The organism is Sebaldella sp. S0638, assembly GCF_024158605.1.
GTDB lineage: Bacteria > Fusobacteriota > Fusobacteriia > Fusobacteriales > Leptotrichiaceae > Sebaldella.
In genome coordinates, this window is the sequence record NZ_JAMZGM010000010.1 from 32,121 (window position 1) to 48,126 (window position 16,006).

Annotated in this window: 12 protein-coding genes; 6 read left to right on the forward strand and 6 right to left on the reverse strand. The window is 34.3% G+C overall.

Features of this window, described 5'->3' with window-relative positions:
* Positions 1-201 precede the first annotated feature (201 nt).
* The 3 genes from NK213_RS04715 to NK213_RS04725 form a co-directional block, all read right to left on the reverse strand.
* On the reverse strand, positions 202-1,683 hold the full coding sequence (locus NK213_RS04715; protein ID WP_253347232.1) for a DUF1254 domain-containing protein: 1,482 nt from the start codon (positions 1,681-1,683) through the stop codon (positions 202-204).
* A 244-nt stretch (positions 1,684-1,927) separates the two neighbouring features.
* Positions 1,928-3,832 carry a threonine--tRNA ligase gene (gene thrS / locus NK213_RS04720; protein ID WP_253347233.1) on the reverse strand — a complete coding sequence of 635 codons (1,905 nt, stop codon included), beginning with the start codon at positions 3,830-3,832 and terminating at the stop codon, positions 1,928-1,930.
* A 17-nt stretch (positions 3,833-3,849) separates the two neighbouring features.
* Entirely contained in the window at positions 3,850-7,434 is a 3,585-nt protein-coding gene (locus NK213_RS04725) for an LptA/OstA family protein (RefSeq protein WP_253347234.1), read from the reverse strand.
* Positions 7,435-7,607: 173 nt separating this feature from the next.
* Here NK213_RS04725 and NK213_RS04730 point away from each other — a divergent pair, with 173 nt between their 5' ends.
* The gene (locus tag NK213_RS04730) at positions 7,608-8,819 is read left to right on the forward strand and encodes a uracil-xanthine permease family protein (protein ID WP_256478652.1); all 1,212 of its coding nucleotides are present in this window, start codon (positions 7,608-7,610) and stop codon (positions 8,817-8,819) included.
* Between the two features lie 88 nt (positions 8,820-8,907).
* On the opposite strand, the gene NK213_RS04735 is transcribed toward NK213_RS04730, so the two are convergent.
* The 3 genes from NK213_RS04735 to NK213_RS04745 form a co-directional block, all read right to left on the reverse strand.
* The gene (locus NK213_RS04735) at positions 8,908-9,531 is read right to left on the reverse strand and encodes a GyrI-like domain-containing protein (RefSeq protein ID WP_253347235.1); all 624 of its coding nucleotides are present in this window, start codon (positions 9,529-9,531) and stop codon (positions 8,908-8,910) included.
* Positions 9,532-9,652: 121 nt separating this feature from the next.
* Positions 9,653-10,366: a peroxide stress protein YaaA gene (locus NK213_RS04740; RefSeq protein ID WP_253347236.1), complete on the reverse strand. Its 714-nt coding sequence runs from the start codon at positions 10,364-10,366 to the stop codon at positions 9,653-9,655.
* 510 nt (positions 10,367-10,876) lie between these two features.
* The gene (locus NK213_RS04745) at positions 10,877-11,278 is read right to left on the reverse strand and encodes a hypothetical protein (protein WP_253347238.1); all 402 of its coding nucleotides are present in this window, start codon (positions 11,276-11,278) and stop codon (positions 10,877-10,879) included.
* Positions 11,279-11,655: 377 nt separating this feature from the next.
* On the opposite strand from NK213_RS04745, the gene gpmA reads away from it, so the two are divergent.
* The 5 genes from gpmA (at position 11,656) to NK213_RS04770 (ending at position 16,005) form a co-directional block, all read left to right on the forward strand.
* A complete protein-coding gene (gene gpmA, locus NK213_RS04750; RefSeq protein WP_253347240.1) occupies positions 11,656-12,345 on the forward strand; it encodes a 2,3-diphosphoglycerate-dependent phosphoglycerate mutase in 690 nt (229 codons plus the stop codon).
* Between the two features lie 98 nt (positions 12,346-12,443).
* Positions 12,444-13,253, forward strand: coding sequence for an aldo/keto reductase (locus NK213_RS04755; RefSeq protein ID WP_253347242.1), 810 nt, complete (start codon positions 12,444-12,446; stop codon positions 13,251-13,253).
* 21 nt (positions 13,254-13,274) lie between these two features.
* Positions 13,275-13,775, forward strand: a complete 501-nt coding sequence (locus NK213_RS04760) for a nitroreductase family protein (protein WP_253347244.1) — start codon at positions 13,275-13,277, stop codon at positions 13,773-13,775.
* A 183-nt stretch (positions 13,776-13,958) separates the two neighbouring features.
* On the forward strand, positions 13,959-15,290 hold the full coding sequence (locus NK213_RS04765) for a sel1 repeat family protein (protein WP_253347246.1): 1,332 nt from the start codon (positions 13,959-13,961) through the stop codon (positions 15,288-15,290).
* A gap of 223 nt (positions 15,291-15,513) precedes the next feature.
* Entirely contained in the window at positions 15,514-16,005 is a 492-nt protein-coding gene (locus tag NK213_RS04770) for an NUDIX hydrolase (RefSeq protein ID WP_253347249.1), read from the forward strand.
* Position 16,006: the final 1 nt, after the last annotated feature.

A 16,006-nucleotide genomic window follows, 5' to 3' on the forward strand; every position in this document is an offset into this window, starting at 1 on the left:
TATTTCCTCTCTTTTAAGATTATTTCCTGCTAAAAACTTTGCATTATAAAATTACTATTCTTATATAAATTATAATAAAATTACAGCCGCTTTTTCTGAATTAGATAATAATAATCCGGTTCTGTATTTTATCTATATTTTTACCTGAAATAATTCATAAAAAAATACCCCAAATTTTCTCGGGATATTTATATAAAATTATTATTTTACTCTCTCTACAGCTGGCGGAAGCCATGTTCCCTGTGCTATTTCAGTTTTTGGCCAGTAAGCACGTAAATATACAGAAAAATCTCCTGTTTTAGGTGCCGGAAGCCAGTTGCTTACCTTATCGCCGGTTGGCTTTTCACTCTGAATATACAGAGTCAAAGAACCGTCTTTATTATATTTCAAATCTTTATTCTTTGTTCCTAATGAATATCTGTTAACATCATTTTTTTCAAAAAAGTGATACTGATTATACATTGTTAATGACCAGAATCCGCTTACCGGCGGCAATTTCCCTTTGGGGAAAGTAATTGTATACTTTTTTGCAGCATTTAAGCGTATACCGTCAGAGTCAAAATCCTGATAAAAATATCTTGTCTCTGCTGCCTTGTTTACGAAAATATTAGACTTTGCCACTGCTGTTCTTGTTATGTAATCATCTTTGAATTCTGCGCCGTTTGTAATTGTAGTCCAGTTATAAGGAAGTTTTATTCCGTAATTATGGAACTGAAATAACGGAGTGACTATGTTTTTATCTGCATCCTGAACTGCTTTTGTAAATACTTTTTTTATGTTCGGATCTTTTTTACCGGCTTCCAATACAGCATTTATTGCTGCATAAAGTGGTTCTTCACCGGGCATAGGCGGTAATTCTTTCATTATGAGAGGAAGCTCATCATAAAATTTTTCCGGTATTACCCATTTTGTTTCTTCATCTCCGTTGCTGGCTGTTCCTGTTGGCGACGGTATAGTAGGACTAGTATTTTTCCAGTCTTTTGTTTTCATTTTCCCGTCATACTGGCTTAAAGGATACATCATGATTTGATTTATCACAGGCTGTACTGCTTTTTTATCTGCCGGATCATCTGTTACAAAGATACGCGGAATTATAGTTCCCAGATTTGTATCAGAATGAATTACCTGCGTAATTCCCGCAGGAACTTTTCCTTTCCATGCAGGCCCTATAATGAGATAAAATCCCGGTTTACTCTGATACATTGCACCTACGCTTGATATCTCGTCTGTTCTCTGATTCCCTATCTGATACACCCAGAATCTTCCTTTAAAGTCCGGAACCTGTACTACTACTGCATCCTGATCCAAAGAAAATATACCAAAACCATATACGACATCCTGATTCGGACATGCTACCAGACGTTCACCTGCATCTATATAGTCGGAAAGCATTGAAAGCTGATTCGTCGGAGCTACAGGTACTATTCCTCCCATAAGTCCCGGTTCTTTCAATTCCTTAAATACCTCACGTCTGTTATGAATATTTACCATTGGCCAGCCCCAGACATATGAAGCCTGTGCTACTTTTTGTACATATTCATTGGTCATTTTTCCTTTAGGCGGTGTTAAACCTGTTATCTCGCTGTTTGTATACGCTGCGGACAAAGAAGTCTGCAATACTGTTACAAATAACAAAAGTGTTGTAACTAATCTTTTAAATACAGTTTGCTTAAAATTTTTCATATTATGGATTCTCCTTTCAATTTTTGTTTAATTTTGCACTTTATATCAATATGAAACAAACTTATTTTAAATAAAAAGTTTTTTCTGATATAACCACCTTTTTTATTCTCAAACATAAAATCAAATTCTTTTTTTCCATAACTTTCTGTATTTTTGATAGTGCTTCATCGAAAATTTACCCTACGATTAATAATACACCATCTGATTAAAAATTACAACACATTCTTATTTTTATATTATTTCATTAAAATACTACTTTTGATTCTTCTTCTATTAATTTAAGAAAATCTTCTGCTTTCATTGTAGCGCTATCCTGTGAACCAAATCTTCTTATATTAACTTCACTGTTAGCCACTTCATTCTTACCTATTATCAGCTGTATTGGTATTTTTTGCTCTGCATTGGCTTCTCTTATCTTATATCCTATTTTTTCATCTCTTGTATCAAGTTCTGCTCTTATTCCCAGATCCTGTAATTTCTTGAACAGGTCAGATGCATATTCTACCTGCTCTTCGGAAATAGTCAGTATGCTTACCTGCACAGGTGCAAGCCATACCGGAAATGCTCCTGCATAATGCTCTATCAGTATTCCCATGAATCTTTCTATACTTCCGTACATTGCTCTATGAATCATTACCGGCTGGTGTTTTTCACCGTCAGACCCGATATAACTCATATTAAATCTCAGGGGAAGGTTAAAATCAAGCTGTATAGTTCCGCACTGCCATATTCTTCCTATTGAGTCCTTCATTTTGAAATCTATCTTCGGCCCGTAAAATGCTCCGTCTCCGGGATTCAGCTTATAGTCTATCCCCATTCTCACAAGTGCGTTAGTCAGGTCTCTTTCTGCTATATCCCATATTTCGTCAGAGCCTATAGCTTTGTCAGGTTTAGTAGATAATTCTATATTATATTCAAAACCAAATAATTTATAAAATCTGTCATATAAGTTTATAATTTCTATTATCTGATCCTCTATCTGATCCTCTGTACAAAATACATGGGCATCATCCTGTGTAAATGCTCTTACTCTCATAAGCCCATGAAGCGCACCGCTGAACTCATGTCTGTGTACAAGTCCCATTTCCCCGTATTTCAGCGGGAAATTTTTATATGAATGAAGATTATTCTTATAAGCAAGTATAGATCCCGGACAGTTCATAGGTTTTATCGCATATTCTTTCTCGTCTATTTCCGAAGTATACATATTTTCTCTGTAATTAAACCAGTGTCCTGAAATCTCCCAAAGCTCTTTATCAAGCATAACAGGTGTCTTTATCTCTTTATAGCCTGCTTTTTTATGCTCTCTTCTCCAGATTTCCTGTAATTTATTTATTACTTCCATTCCCTTTGGCATAAAAAACGGAAATCCCGGTCCATGCTCATCAAGAAAGAAAAGGTTCATTTGTTTCCCCAGTTTTCTGTGATCTCTTTTTTCAGCTTCTTCCATCATTATCAGATAGTCTTCAAGCTCTTTTTTAGTAGGAAATGCCACTCCGTATATTCTTTGAAGCATTTTTTTATTAGAGTCTCCACGCCAGTAAGCTCCCGCTGTGGACATTAGTTTAAAAGCTTTCAGATAACCAGTTGACGGAAGGTGAGTACCACGGCATAAGTCTTTAAACTCGCCTATTGTATAGATACTTACTCTTTCTGCCCCAAGATCATCTATAATTTCTATTTTATAGTCTTCTTTCATTTCCAGAAACATCTTTTTGGCTTCTGTGGAAGTCATTTCCGATCTCTCGAATTTATAGTTTTCTTTTACTATCTTCTTCATTTCGTCTTCTATTTTTGCCAGATCATCTTCTGTAAAAGGATTTTCAGGATCAAAGTCGTAGAAAAACCCGTTTTCTATAACAGGTCCTATTGTTACCTTTGTTCCCGGAAATAATCTCTGCACTGCCTGTGCCATAACATGTGCTGCACTATGTCTTAATATTTCTGTACCTTTTTCTGAATCTATAGTTATTAACTCTACTTTTGCAGATTTATCTAATATATATGAGCCGTCCACCTGTACATTATCTACAAGTGCCCCTACTGTTGCTTTTCCAAGGCTTGAACCTATACTTTTTGCAAATTCCAAAACTGAAACCGGATTTTCAAGAGTTCTTACACTGCTGTCCGGTAATATTATCTCTATCATTTTTTCTCCTTTCGATATTAAAGTCCTGCTCCAAATGATGATGTTCCTCCGCTGTATTCATACTGTAAATTTTTATCAGGAAAATTAGTTACCCCGAATTTCAGAGTGACTACATTATAGTATCCTAAACCTTTATCTTTCGGCTTATCCCACTGTCTTCCCACTCCTATTTCCCATTCCAGATTCTCAAATCTGTGTGATAAAGTAACCAGATTTAATGTCGGCTTATTTACTCTTTTTGCTGCTGATGAACTTTCATATTCTTCCGGCTCATCTGATTTTGGTGCCCCGTCCTGTGTATAGTTTAATTTATAACCTATCCACCACGGATTATCAGGATCTTTACTAAACATATATTTTGTTTCAAACTCGTGCTGTCTGAAGTTATACGAAGAGAATCTCATCGGATCATCTCTTTGGTCTACATCAGGTCTTTCCATATTATACTTGTATCTGAAATAAAATTTTTCCAGATATCCCACTTCTGCCTTAAACACAATGTCTGTAATCGAGTCAAAGTACCCGTTGGCTGAAGTGTTATCGTGAAAATACTGTGAGTCGTTTTCCAGCTCTACACCAAACTCAAAGTATCTTTTATTTTTTCTTTGTGCCTGTAAAATTCTGTCTAGATTATTCAAGTTATACTTATCCTGTTTTTCACGTGCATCACTTACAACTGTATCGTATATTGCTTCTTCCTCACGTGAAACAAACAGTTCGTTGCTCTGATATCTGTTAAATAAATCATCGCTTGTAAGTCCCGTTGTCTGTAAATCTGTATTTCTCGTCTGTATTACTGATGCTTTATCATTCTCATATCTGTATACAAAGATAATTCTGTTTCCTGCTCTTTTATCCACATACGTATCATCAGTATAGATCGTCGGCGTATTATTAGGATCTCTGTATTTATCCTTCCCGAATTCAAATGCTACCCTGAAAAAATGATTTGATTCAAAAGGTTTCTCTTTCATTCTCGAAGTATCATACACAAAACCTACTCTGTGTCTGTTGCTGTCCAGTTTCAGATCCATCTGGCTTCCGAAAACATCGTGGATATTATCTTTTATATTGGCATATTCAAATCCCCACTCGTTATAATTTACTCCAAATACTCTTTCTCTGTTCAGCTCTTTCACAGCGTTTGGATCCCAGCCTGCCCATGTGTCGTTTGAGTAGTTTTTATACTGATATTCCTTGTACTTATATTGTACATTATTGTCTTTTTCCGTTTTAAATCCATATATTATATTTCTGTTTGTTGTTTCTTCATATTTAAAATCCTCGTAAGGATAGTAATTATTTTTTGAAAAATCAAAACTTATATATCTTTTATCCGCTATACCCAGTTTTATGTAATTTCTGGTAAAATCCTGCTTTGTCCAGTTGTCTCTCCAGTGTTTATCCATTTGTTTTGTAAAATTATAGTTTAAGTTTACATTCCCGAGATACACGTTGAAATCATCATTAAATCTGAAAATATTCGCAGGTGTATTAATTATGTCATTATCACCGTACATCGCATTATGCGCATCAGTAAGCTGGAAAAACAAAGGCATATTGTTCGTTATTTTTAAATCATATTTATTATCGGAAAATCTGGTATTATCGTATAATGTAGTAAAAAGTCCGAAATCAAATTTATTAACCTGTACTGTAGGTTTTTGTGTTATAGCAGCTCCTGTAGAATCTGTAAGTACCTTATACCCGGTTTTTGAGTCAGGATCTTCTATTTTTCTTCTGTCCTCGTCAAATACAGGAACAGGTGTACTGTCGTATATTCTGCTGTCCATTTCATATCCGAAACTAAAATATGAATTTGGAATCGGAAGATTTATCTTATCATTTCCAAGTCTTATTGTAGCACCCTGATATTTTTCATAAATAATGTCTCTTACTCTTCTTATGTCTTCACCATCGTCATACAGCTTATAAATTCTGCTGTAATCATCCACACCGGGCTGTGTTATATAATTTCTGTAATTCGGGTTATCCGTGGTGTAATCGTACTCATAAGTTTTCTTTTTTATCTCTGATCTGTATATCTGTCCTCCTACATACAGATTATCCGTCAGATTATTAAATGTATCTTTTCTTTTGTAACCGAAAAAGTCATTTTCTTTCAGCGGATAATAATTTCCAAGAGTAACATCATATGTTTTATTATAGTCATATGCTGTTGTTGCTAAAATTCTGTCTGTATAGGTATCAATTGTGTTCGGATCTCCGTAAGCTCTCTGTCTGAGTCCAAAAATCGGCTGATATTCATCCTGATCAGTCTTACTGTAGGTCAGCTTTATCTTGGGACTTTTTAGATTTATGCTGTATTCATCTGCATTTTTATATGAATGAGTATCTCCTATATACCCGGGATTCAGATCTATAAATCTTTCCTTATGCAGGTATAATCCCAGACCGTTATCTTCCTGCTTATAGGTCATTCTTTTGAAAAGATCCACATCTGTTTTTCTGGGGTCTATATCATCATTCTCTGCTATGTCGTCATTTATTGCTGTTAAAGCTTTCAGAGCATCCATATTCTGGGTCCAGTAATAGTCCAGATTGAATTCCCCTGACTTCCCTATTTCCTGATCTATTTTAAAATCATAAGTTCCTATATATTTATACTGCTGTTTAAATGACATATAGTTGTCATCAAGACTTTTTCCGTTTATCGTATACATCTGATTCGTGGTCAGGTTTCTGTAGTTCAGATCCCATACTCCGTACCCCAGCTCATAAAACTTTCTGTCCTCTGCATTGGGATTTTTCGGTATACTTATAAAATTATGCGACCATGATACATTCCACTCATCTTCATTACCGCTTACCGGCATTACAAATCTCTTTACGAAAAGGTTTCCCTTATTATTCGGGCTTAATTCGTAATCATTTGAAAATCTAAGTGCCAGTATTTCTTTTGTACTTAATTCAAAATCTACAAATCCTTGTAAAAGCTTCCCTTTGTCATAGTCGAATCCCTGAATTACAAAAAGACCTCTGTCAGAATCCCCTCCAACATATGGAAACAGAGTGGCTCTTTGTGTTTCAGGCTTCAGAGATGTCACATAATAAGGTATGCTTACTATGTCTTTTCCTTTCACATTCAGTGAAACTCCGTGAGCTTCCAGTTTTTTATTTGGAAATATAACCAGTTTTTTGGCATTCATTTTATAAGACGGATTGTTATAAGGGCTGGTAGTGAACCATGAATTTTTTATGGTAAACTTTTCCGAACCTTCGCTTATAGTCTCTTCTCCACCAAAAATTATTCCTTCTTCAGTAACACTTTTCGAATCTATGATTCTTGCATTTTTAGAGTCTAAATCAAAAATGACCTCTTTAGCGAGTATCTGACTTGTCCCCTGTGTGTACATAACATTTCCGTATGCAACTATAAGATTCTTATTTTCGAGCTTTTTCATATTATCGGCTCTTATTGTCATGTCCCCGTATTTAAGGATAATTCCTCCAGATGCTATCATGGATTCATTCTCTATATTTATAATCGATTTTTCTGTTTCTACCTGTATGACTATCTCTTCCGAGAATAAACTAACCGCCAAAAGAAAAAACGCTAATATTTTATACCTAAGTTTCATATACCTATCCTTATCTAACATGTATAATATTTTTTCCAAATTATATCACATTTATTTGCATTTTAATAGTTTCTCTTTACAGTTTTTTTATATATGTATATATTAAATATATTTTATTTTTCTCTTTTTATGGAATATAATACTTTTTGAAAATAATCCGGGAGGTAAATTTAATGAATGCAAAAAAACTTATTCTTGGTATACAGCATGTACTGGCTATGTTCGGTGCAACTGTACTTGTTCCGTTTCTCACAGGTCTTAATCCGTCGCTTGCCCTGCTGGCAGCAGGTATAGGGACTCTGATCTTCCACTTTGTAAGTAAAAAAATAGTACCTGTATTTCTTGGTTCCAGCTTTGCTTTTATCGGTGCTCTTACGCTTGTGCTGAAACAGGATGGTATAGGTGCCGTAAAAGGCGGCGTTATATGTGCGGGCTTTGTCTATGTTTTTATGAGTATTATAATCAAAGTATTCGGCGTAGAAAAGGTAAAATCATTTTTCCCGCCTATAATAACAGGCCCTATAATTATGGTTATAGGTCTCAGAATGAGTCCTGTGGCACTTTCCATGTCAGGGTATTCAAACGGCAAATTCGAAATCAGAAGTCTTATCATAGCATTATCAGTACTTATTACAATGATAGTAGTATCAATACTCGGAAAATCATTTTTCAAACTGGTTCCTATACTTATCTCGGTTATTGTGGGATATTTGGTTTCCATGTCATTTGGAATAATAGATTTTTCACCTATCCATGCTGCGAACTGGATCGGCTTTTCAAAAGAAGCATTCAGTGATCTTTCCACTATGCCTGTATTTAAGCTCAGCTCGATAATAGCTATAGCTCCTATTGCATTCGTAGTATTTATAGAGCATATCGGCGATATTACCACAAACGGCGCAGTTGTAGGAAAAGATTTTTTCAAAAATCCCGGAATCCACAGAACTATGCTTGGAGACGGACTGGCAACAATTGCTGCCGGACTTCTCGGAGGCCCAGCTAACACCACATACGGTGAAAATACCGGAGTTCTTGCAGTAACAAAGGTTTATGACCCTTCGATACTAAGAATCGCCGCATGTTATTCCATATTTTTAAGTATAATGGGCAAATTCGGAGCTGTGCTTCAGACTGTACCCCAGCCTGTTATGGGCGGTGTCTCTATTATTCTTTTCGGTATGATAGCTTCGATAGGTGTCCGTACTCTTATTGACGCCAATCTGGATTTCGGACATTCGAGAAACCTTATTTTATCATCACTTATTCTGGTTTTAGGAATTTCTATTGATAATATAGTTGTCTGGAATACGGTTTCCGTTTCAGGACTGGCTGTCTCTGCCTTCTTCGGAGTAATTCTGAATAAGCTTCTTCCGGCAGATATCTAAAATAAAATCCGGCATTAAAAATCTCCCTGTTAGAAACAGCCTTTTATTACGGCTCTTTTTAAAGGGAGATTTTTTTATTATAAAATTTTTATTTTTCAACAAAATATCTAAGTACAGTCTTTAATTTTTCCTGTGCTGTTCTTTCAGGATTTGATATGTATATTTCTTTGTGTGCTTTGCTTCTTATCTTTAGTCCGTTTTCCAGACAAAAATCCTTCATTTTTTCAAAACTCGCAGTTTCGCTGTCATAAGAACCAGTATGCATCATCTGTACAGCCTGACCATCTTCTATCTCTTCAAACTTTACTTTTTCAACATGTTCAGCTGTTTTTTTCTTTTTCAAAATCTCAGCTGCTGTTTTTATAACTTGTTCATTTACAAATTCCGGCTGCCTGATCATTATTTTATAAACCAGTTTACTTTTATCCAGCTTTGTTTCATTGGAGTGACTGCCTTTGGCCAGATCCCATATTCCCTCAAGAGGATATACCGCATAATCAAAATACCCGTCTGGTGTTATTCCCCTTTTGGGAAGCATTTTCAATGTATAAGACAATGAAAAAAGTGTGCCTGCCAGTTCTGAAAAAAGACTTTCATTGGGATTTCCGCTCCCTTCCAGTGTCAGATACTGAAATTTTTCTATAAATATCAGCTCCGGCTGTCCTTTTGGCAGATAGATTCCTTTTTCCTGCTTTTTCCAATCATATTTCATAATATCACACCTCTTTGTCATTTCAGTTTATTTATATTTTATCTTCTCTATGATGACAACACTGTGTCATATTAATAAATACCCTGAAAGCTAAAAATATGCCTGTCAAACCATTTTCCCGTTACTTCTTTACAAAGACAAGGCTGTTCTCTTCTGAAAGCTTCTTATCGAATTTATACCCTCCAAAACTAATTTCTTTTATTTTTTCTTTTTTAGATATTTTTTGTGTGATTATATGTCTTGCCATTTCACCTCTTGCTTTTTTGGAATTCGTACTTATCTGAACCGGCTTTCCGTTTTTCATATCAAAAAATTCTATATCTGTAAGCGGTTTTTTTATCATTTTTGAAAATTCCTTTGAAGCCAGATTTATTATTAAGTCCTCTTTTTCAAAATAATTGCCTATGCTGTTTTTCCAATATTCATAAAGTGATTTTTTATCCAGAACAGACATAGTCATATCCAGTCTGTAAGGGCGAATTCCTGTAAGAGGCGTCAATACACCGTATAAAGCTGACAGAATCACCATTGTATTTTCCATATATTCAATTTCTTTTTTTGAAAAACTTTCTGTATCCAGTGCCTTGAATGCAACACCTGTATAGCTCGCCGCTGCATGGCCGGATTCATTCCCGTAAAAATTATGATAACTGTCCAGTATCTCTTCTGTAAGCTTGTCACTCGTTTTCATTATTCTTTTTATGTCCTCTTTTTTCAGATTTTTCAGAATATTTACAAGATTGTCCGTTTCTTTTTTATACATTATATCTTTTAGCCCAAAACCATTTATTTTCCTGATTTTCTGTGTTTTACTAGGGGATAATATTATCTTCACGCTTCACCTCTTTTTTCTGTTCTCTTTCTGTATATTCTACTACAAATTCAGTTTTTCTTGAAGTATATTTTCATTTGAATGTTCATATTTAATTGACATCAAACATAAAGATGAATATAAGAACAATCTAAGTTATCAGACTTATAATATTCACATACCAATAAAAGAATATTTTTCTTCATAACCCCCTTAATAGCTGCTGATTTTTTCAGCAGTTATTTCTTTTTAAGAATCAAAATTAAAATAAAGAATAAAATAAGCGTAATCTAAGTTTTTAAGATTATAATTATAGCAAATAAAGAAATAATTTTTTCTTCATTCTCCCCTTATTAAAAAAGACTGGATCTAGCCGGTCTTTTTTGTTTTATGAAAATATATTCTGCTGCATTATGATTTTTCTATTCTGCCTGATTTCATACTACTCTCCTGTTTTAATATGCTTTCTGAAATTACACATAATAGAAAAAAGAACTGTCCGCAGACAATTCTTTCTTTCTCTTTTATAATTTATTACTTAGCTGCTTTAGTTGCTGCATCAGCAAATTCTTGACCTAATTTTTGTATTTCTTCACCGAATTTTTTAGCTTCTTCAGGATCAGTTAATTTTGCACCAACTTCTGCTGATTTTGCACCTAATTCTTGGAATTTAGTTGTTAATTCTGTCATTTTTGTTGCATCTTTTGCTTCTATAGCTGCTACGTACTCAGTTAATAAAGCTTTGTAATCATCAACATACTTTTGTACTTCTGGTTCTTTAAATGTAACTCCGTCAGCTGCTGGTGCATCTTTAGCAGGTTCAGCTGTAGTTTCTGTTTGTGTTTCTGTTTTTGCATCCTCAGTTTTTGCTTCTTCTTTCTTACCACATGAGAAGATTACTCCTAAAGTTAATAAGACTAATAACATTTTTTTCATTGTGTATTACCTCCAAATAATTTTAATTCTAATAACGACAAAATTATATCATAATTAATTATCTATTTCAATGAACTTTTTTAATTATTTTTTTGTGTATAAATTTTATTTTTTTCTAAGTAAATAAACGATAAATAAAGCTCTTAGTATTTTTTATGCTGTTATAATTTATTTCTTTGTTTAAAAAATTTTACAGAAATAAAATATTTTTGGAAAATGTAAAGATGAGAATTTATTTTTCACAATCCATATATAAACATTTTCCGGTATTTTGAAAAGAATTTTCTATATACAAGTTTATAGTTTCATGTTAAAATATTTATATATAGAGGCTTTTTTTCTATAATTTTCTTTATCTTATTTAAGGAGGAACAATTATGTATTTAGTTTTTATTCGTCACGGTCAAAGTGAATGGAACAAGGAGAATCTTTTCACAGGCTGGACTGATGTTAATTTATCCGATGAGGGTATAAATGAAGCTATTAAAGCCGGACAGCTGCTAAAAAAGCACAATTTTACTTTTGACGTGGCTTACACTTCTGTTCTGAAAAGAGCAATTCGTACACTTTATTATGTTTTAAACGAAACTGACCAGCTGTGGATACCTGTCCAGAAATCATGGCGTCTGAATGAAAGACACTATGGTGCATTACAAGGGCTTAACAAAGCACAGACAGCAGAAAAATACGGTGAAGAGCAGGTGCATATATGGCGTAGAAGCTACGATGTACTCCCTCCGCTTTTAGATGAAAATGATGAAAGACAGTCAAAATTCGACAGAAGATACGAAGGATTAGATTCTCGTGTTCTGCCTTCAGGAGAAAATCTGAAAGTAACACTTGAAAGAGTCATGCCTTACTGGGAAGATGAAATCGCCCCTGCATTAAAATCAGGAAAGAAAGTAGTTATTGCAGCACACGGAAACAGTCTGCGTGCTTTAGCAAAATATCTCGAGAATATAAGCGATGACGAAATCATGGATTTGGAAATACCTACAGGTATTCCTCTTATTTATGAACTTGACGATAATTTTAAAGTTTTAAAAAAATATTATCTTAAAGATTAATCCTGATTTATTTATATAAAATCAGGTGCAGATATTTTGATATTAACAGAATATTATTATGATAAATACCAGTATATTTCCAAAGGAGTGAATTATAAATGATCAGATTAAAAATGGCAAATGGTGTGGAAATACCCCAGATAGGTTTCGGGACATTCAGAATACCTGATGATGCAGTCACACAAAGTGTAAAATATGCATTGAATGCAGGTTACAGACATATTGATACTGCTGCCATCTACGGAAATGAAAAAGGAGTCGGACTTGGGATCAAAGAGTCAGGGGTACCGAGAAATGAAATATTTCTTACAAGTAAACTATGGAATGAGGATCAGGGTTATGACAGTACACTAAAAGCATTTGATGAATCCCTGAAAAAACTTGGTACAGATTTTCTGGATCTTTATCTTATCCACTGGCCGAAAGATAAAAACAAAGAATCGTGGAAGGCTATGGAAAAACTTTATAAAGACGGAAGAATAAAAGCAATCGGAGTAAGCAACTTCAAGGAACATCATTTAGATGATCTTCTTACAGAGGCCGAAATAGTTCCTATGATAAACCAGGTCGAACTTCACCCTCAGTTCCCTCAGACCGAACTCAGAAATTACTGCGGGAAAAAGGGAATTCTTGTGGAAGCATGGGGTTCTTTGATGCAGGGACAGATTTTTGATAAAGAGATTATAAAAGAGATTGCAGAAAAACATAATAAAACTGTTTCACAAATTGGTGTAAGATGGGCAGTACAGAGCGGAGTGGTTACTATCCCTAAATCTACTCACGAGCAGAGAATAAAGGATAACATAAATGTATTTGACTTTGAGCTTGATAATGAGGACATGAAAAAAATAGCAGAGTTAAATACCAGTGTAAGAATAGGAAGGGATCCTGACAATATTGATTTTTAATGATATTTAGGAGGTGAAGAAATGAACAGTATTTTTGCAAGAAGAAGTATAAGAGAATTTTTGGATAAGCCTGTGGAAAGTGAAAAGATCGATCAAATCCTGAGAGCCGGAATGCAGGCACCCACTGCCAGAAATCAGCGTGCATGGGAATTTATAGTTGTTACGTCACAGGAAGACAAGGAGAAAGTTTCCCAAATGAGTCCTTTTTCAAAACTCGCCGCTAAAGCCGCTGTTTTAATTATATTAGTCGGAAATAAGGACAAAATGACTGTTCCGGAAAAATGGCAGCAGGATATGGGAGCATGTACACAAAATATGCTGCTTCAAATTGTAAAAGAAGACCTTGGCGGAGTATGGCTGGGAGTTTACCCTACACAGGAACGCGTTGATGCATTAAAAGATATTTTTAATCTTCCTGATAACATAATACCTTTTGGTGTAGTGTGTTTCGGTTATTCCGATAAAAAGAATACTTTTAAAGATCGTTATGATGAATCTGCTGTTCACTGGGATAAATTTTAACATTGTAAACAAAGCAACAGAATTTTGTATAACCAGCTTACCGGACTGTTTCAACAAAATGAGACAGTCCTTTTTTATATAAAAAATTTTAATTATCTGCTGTATAATTAAAATTTTTATGATATAATCGAAATGATTATATTTTTTTAAAAATTATATTATAAAAAGGAGATGGTATTTTATATGAAGAAAAAATTATTGGTAATTGCACTTTTATCTATAGTTGCCGTTCCGTCATACAGCGGATGGGAAGTCCTTATAGGACCTGCTGTTGACATAGTTAACACTATAGGTAATAGTATGTCGAATTCAAAATCTAAAGAAGACAAACCTAAAGAACCTGATTCGGCTACACTGGAGAAAAATGAAAAACGTTATGAGAAAGATCTGAATAATCCGAAGAAAAAAGAAGCTGCACTAAATGAACTTATTGCAATCAATCTTAAACAAAAAGATATTGAATCTGCTAAAAAATACTACTATATGTTTGATTCAAATAATGTGTATACTCCTTTTCTTTCAATAGTAAAAGAATACCGTACGCAGAATAATACTACAGGGCTTGAAGAATTCCTGAAACAGGAACTTTATGCCAAAACCGGTTCCGGATATGACAGTATACAGCGTGACGCATCATTTCTGCTGGCACAGATTTATATCGGGAAAAATGATTTTGATTCAGCTGCAAATTATTATGAAAAAGCAACGAAATTTGATCTTGACCCTGCTGAAGTCTATAATGTATACTGCAAACTTGTGACTCTTGGTTCTTCAGAAAGCAACTCACCAAAGCTTGCCGGCTTTCTTGTGCAGGAAATAGACTCAAAAACTAATACCAACTATTCAAAAGTCGCAAGAGAAGCATCAGTAAAAATTGTAGATGTATATTTAAAAGCCGGAAACTTTCAGGAAGCAGATAAATATTATGAAAAAGCAGTAAAAACAGCTACTGACAATGAAAAACGTCTACTTAGCTCTGCAAAAAAGAAAATAGATATTCAAAAAGAAATAGAAAAACATCTTACAGCAGGAAAAACAGGAAATGCAAAAAGTTATTTTGATCTCGCGAATATTTATTATGAGGAAAATGATAACGAGACAGGTGACAAATACCTGATGATGGCTGCTGATAACGGGCATACCCCGTCTATGAAGTACATTGCGCTGGATTATTTTGATGCAGAAGAATACAAACTGGCAGAAAAATACTTTAAAATGGCGTCTGATAAAGGAGATGCCGATGCTATGGGAAGTCTTGGTCTTTTATATGAATTTGCCGGAAAAGATACACAAGCCGAAAAATATTATAAAATGGCTGCTTCTAAAGGTGATATAAATGCAATGATAGATTTGGCAATCTTATATCAAAATCAGGGAAAAGCACAATCTGCACTAACCTATATCCAAATGGCAACAAAAAGAGGAGCTGACTACGAAGATATCGGAAGCAGAATGCTTTATCCAAGTAACCGTATGCATGAAAAACTTGCTTTCAGAACTGTAAATCTGGATTAATCCCTCTGTTTGAATTTAATAATTTATTTTATACAGGTATCAGAAAAGTAAGAATTTACTTCTTCATGATTTCAATATATAATCGTTTTTTAAAAGGCTGGTTGCGGCCTTTTTTATTTTTCAAGACTTACTTTTAGCCTGAAAATATGATAAATTAATATATCAGACTCATAAATAATAATTTTATTATCAGAAAAATTTTATAGAATTACGGAGGTTTCATATGGAAAATGATACAGATCTTGACTGTTGTTTTACAAGAGATAAAAACTGGTTCCGCTATCGTGCCGCAGCTGTTATCATTGAAAATAACTGCGTTTTACTGGCAGGAAATGAAAAAGCCGATTATTATTACTCAGTAGGCGGAGGGGTACATTTAGGCGAAACAGCCGAAGAAGCTGTTATAAGAGAAGTTTTTGAAGAAACAGGCGTAAATTATGAAATTGACAGACTGATATTTATCCATGAAAACTTTTTTACAAATGATGGTATTTTTGACGGGCTTCAATGTCATGAAACAGCTTTTTATTTCCTGATGAAGCCAAGAGGTACGCAAAAACTGAACAGTAACAGCTACTGCCTTGAAGGAAAGGAATTCATGCACTGGATACCAATAGATAATTTGAAAAATATGAAAGTATTCCCTGCTTTTTTTGAGGAAAAACTGACAAAAATCCCTGATAATATAGAACACATTGTTACAAAAGAAAATTAAA

Bases quoted from the DNA above. Each gene is read 5' to 3' on its own strand.
- NK213_RS04715 (WP_253347232.1), bottom strand. From the start codon at position 1,683: ATGAAAAATTTTAAGCAAACTGTATTTAAAAGATTAGTTACAACACTT.
- thrS (WP_253347233.1), bottom strand. From the start codon at position 3,832: ATGATAGAGATAATATTACCGGACAGCAGTGTAAGAACTCTTGAAAAT.
- NK213_RS04725 (WP_253347234.1), bottom strand. From the start codon at position 7,434: ATGAAACTTAGGTATAAAATATTAGCGTTTTTTCTTTTGGCGGTTAGT.
- NK213_RS04730 (WP_256478652.1), top strand. From the start codon at position 7,608: ATGAATGCAAAAAAACTTATTCTTGGTATACAGCATGTACTGGCTATG.
- NK213_RS04735 (WP_253347235.1), bottom strand. From the start codon at position 9,531: ATGAAATATGATTGGAAAAAGCAGGAAAAAGGAATCTATCTGCCAAAA.
- NK213_RS04745 (WP_253347238.1), bottom strand. From the start codon at position 11,278: ATGAAAAAAATGTTATTAGTCTTATTAACTTTAGGAGTAATCTTCTCA.
- gpmA (WP_253347240.1), top strand. From the start codon at position 11,656: ATGTATTTAGTTTTTATTCGTCACGGTCAAAGTGAATGGAACAAGGAG.
- NK213_RS04755 (WP_253347242.1), top strand. From the start codon at position 12,444: ATGATCAGATTAAAAATGGCAAATGGTGTGGAAATACCCCAGATAGGT.
- NK213_RS04760 (WP_253347244.1), top strand. From the start codon at position 13,275: ATGAACAGTATTTTTGCAAGAAGAAGTATAAGAGAATTTTTGGATAAG.
- NK213_RS04765 (WP_253347246.1), top strand. From the start codon at position 13,959: ATGAAGAAAAAATTATTGGTAATTGCACTTTTATCTATAGTTGCCGTT.
- NK213_RS04770 (WP_253347249.1), top strand. From the start codon at position 15,514: ATGGAAAATGATACAGATCTTGACTGTTGTTTTACAAGAGATAAAAAC.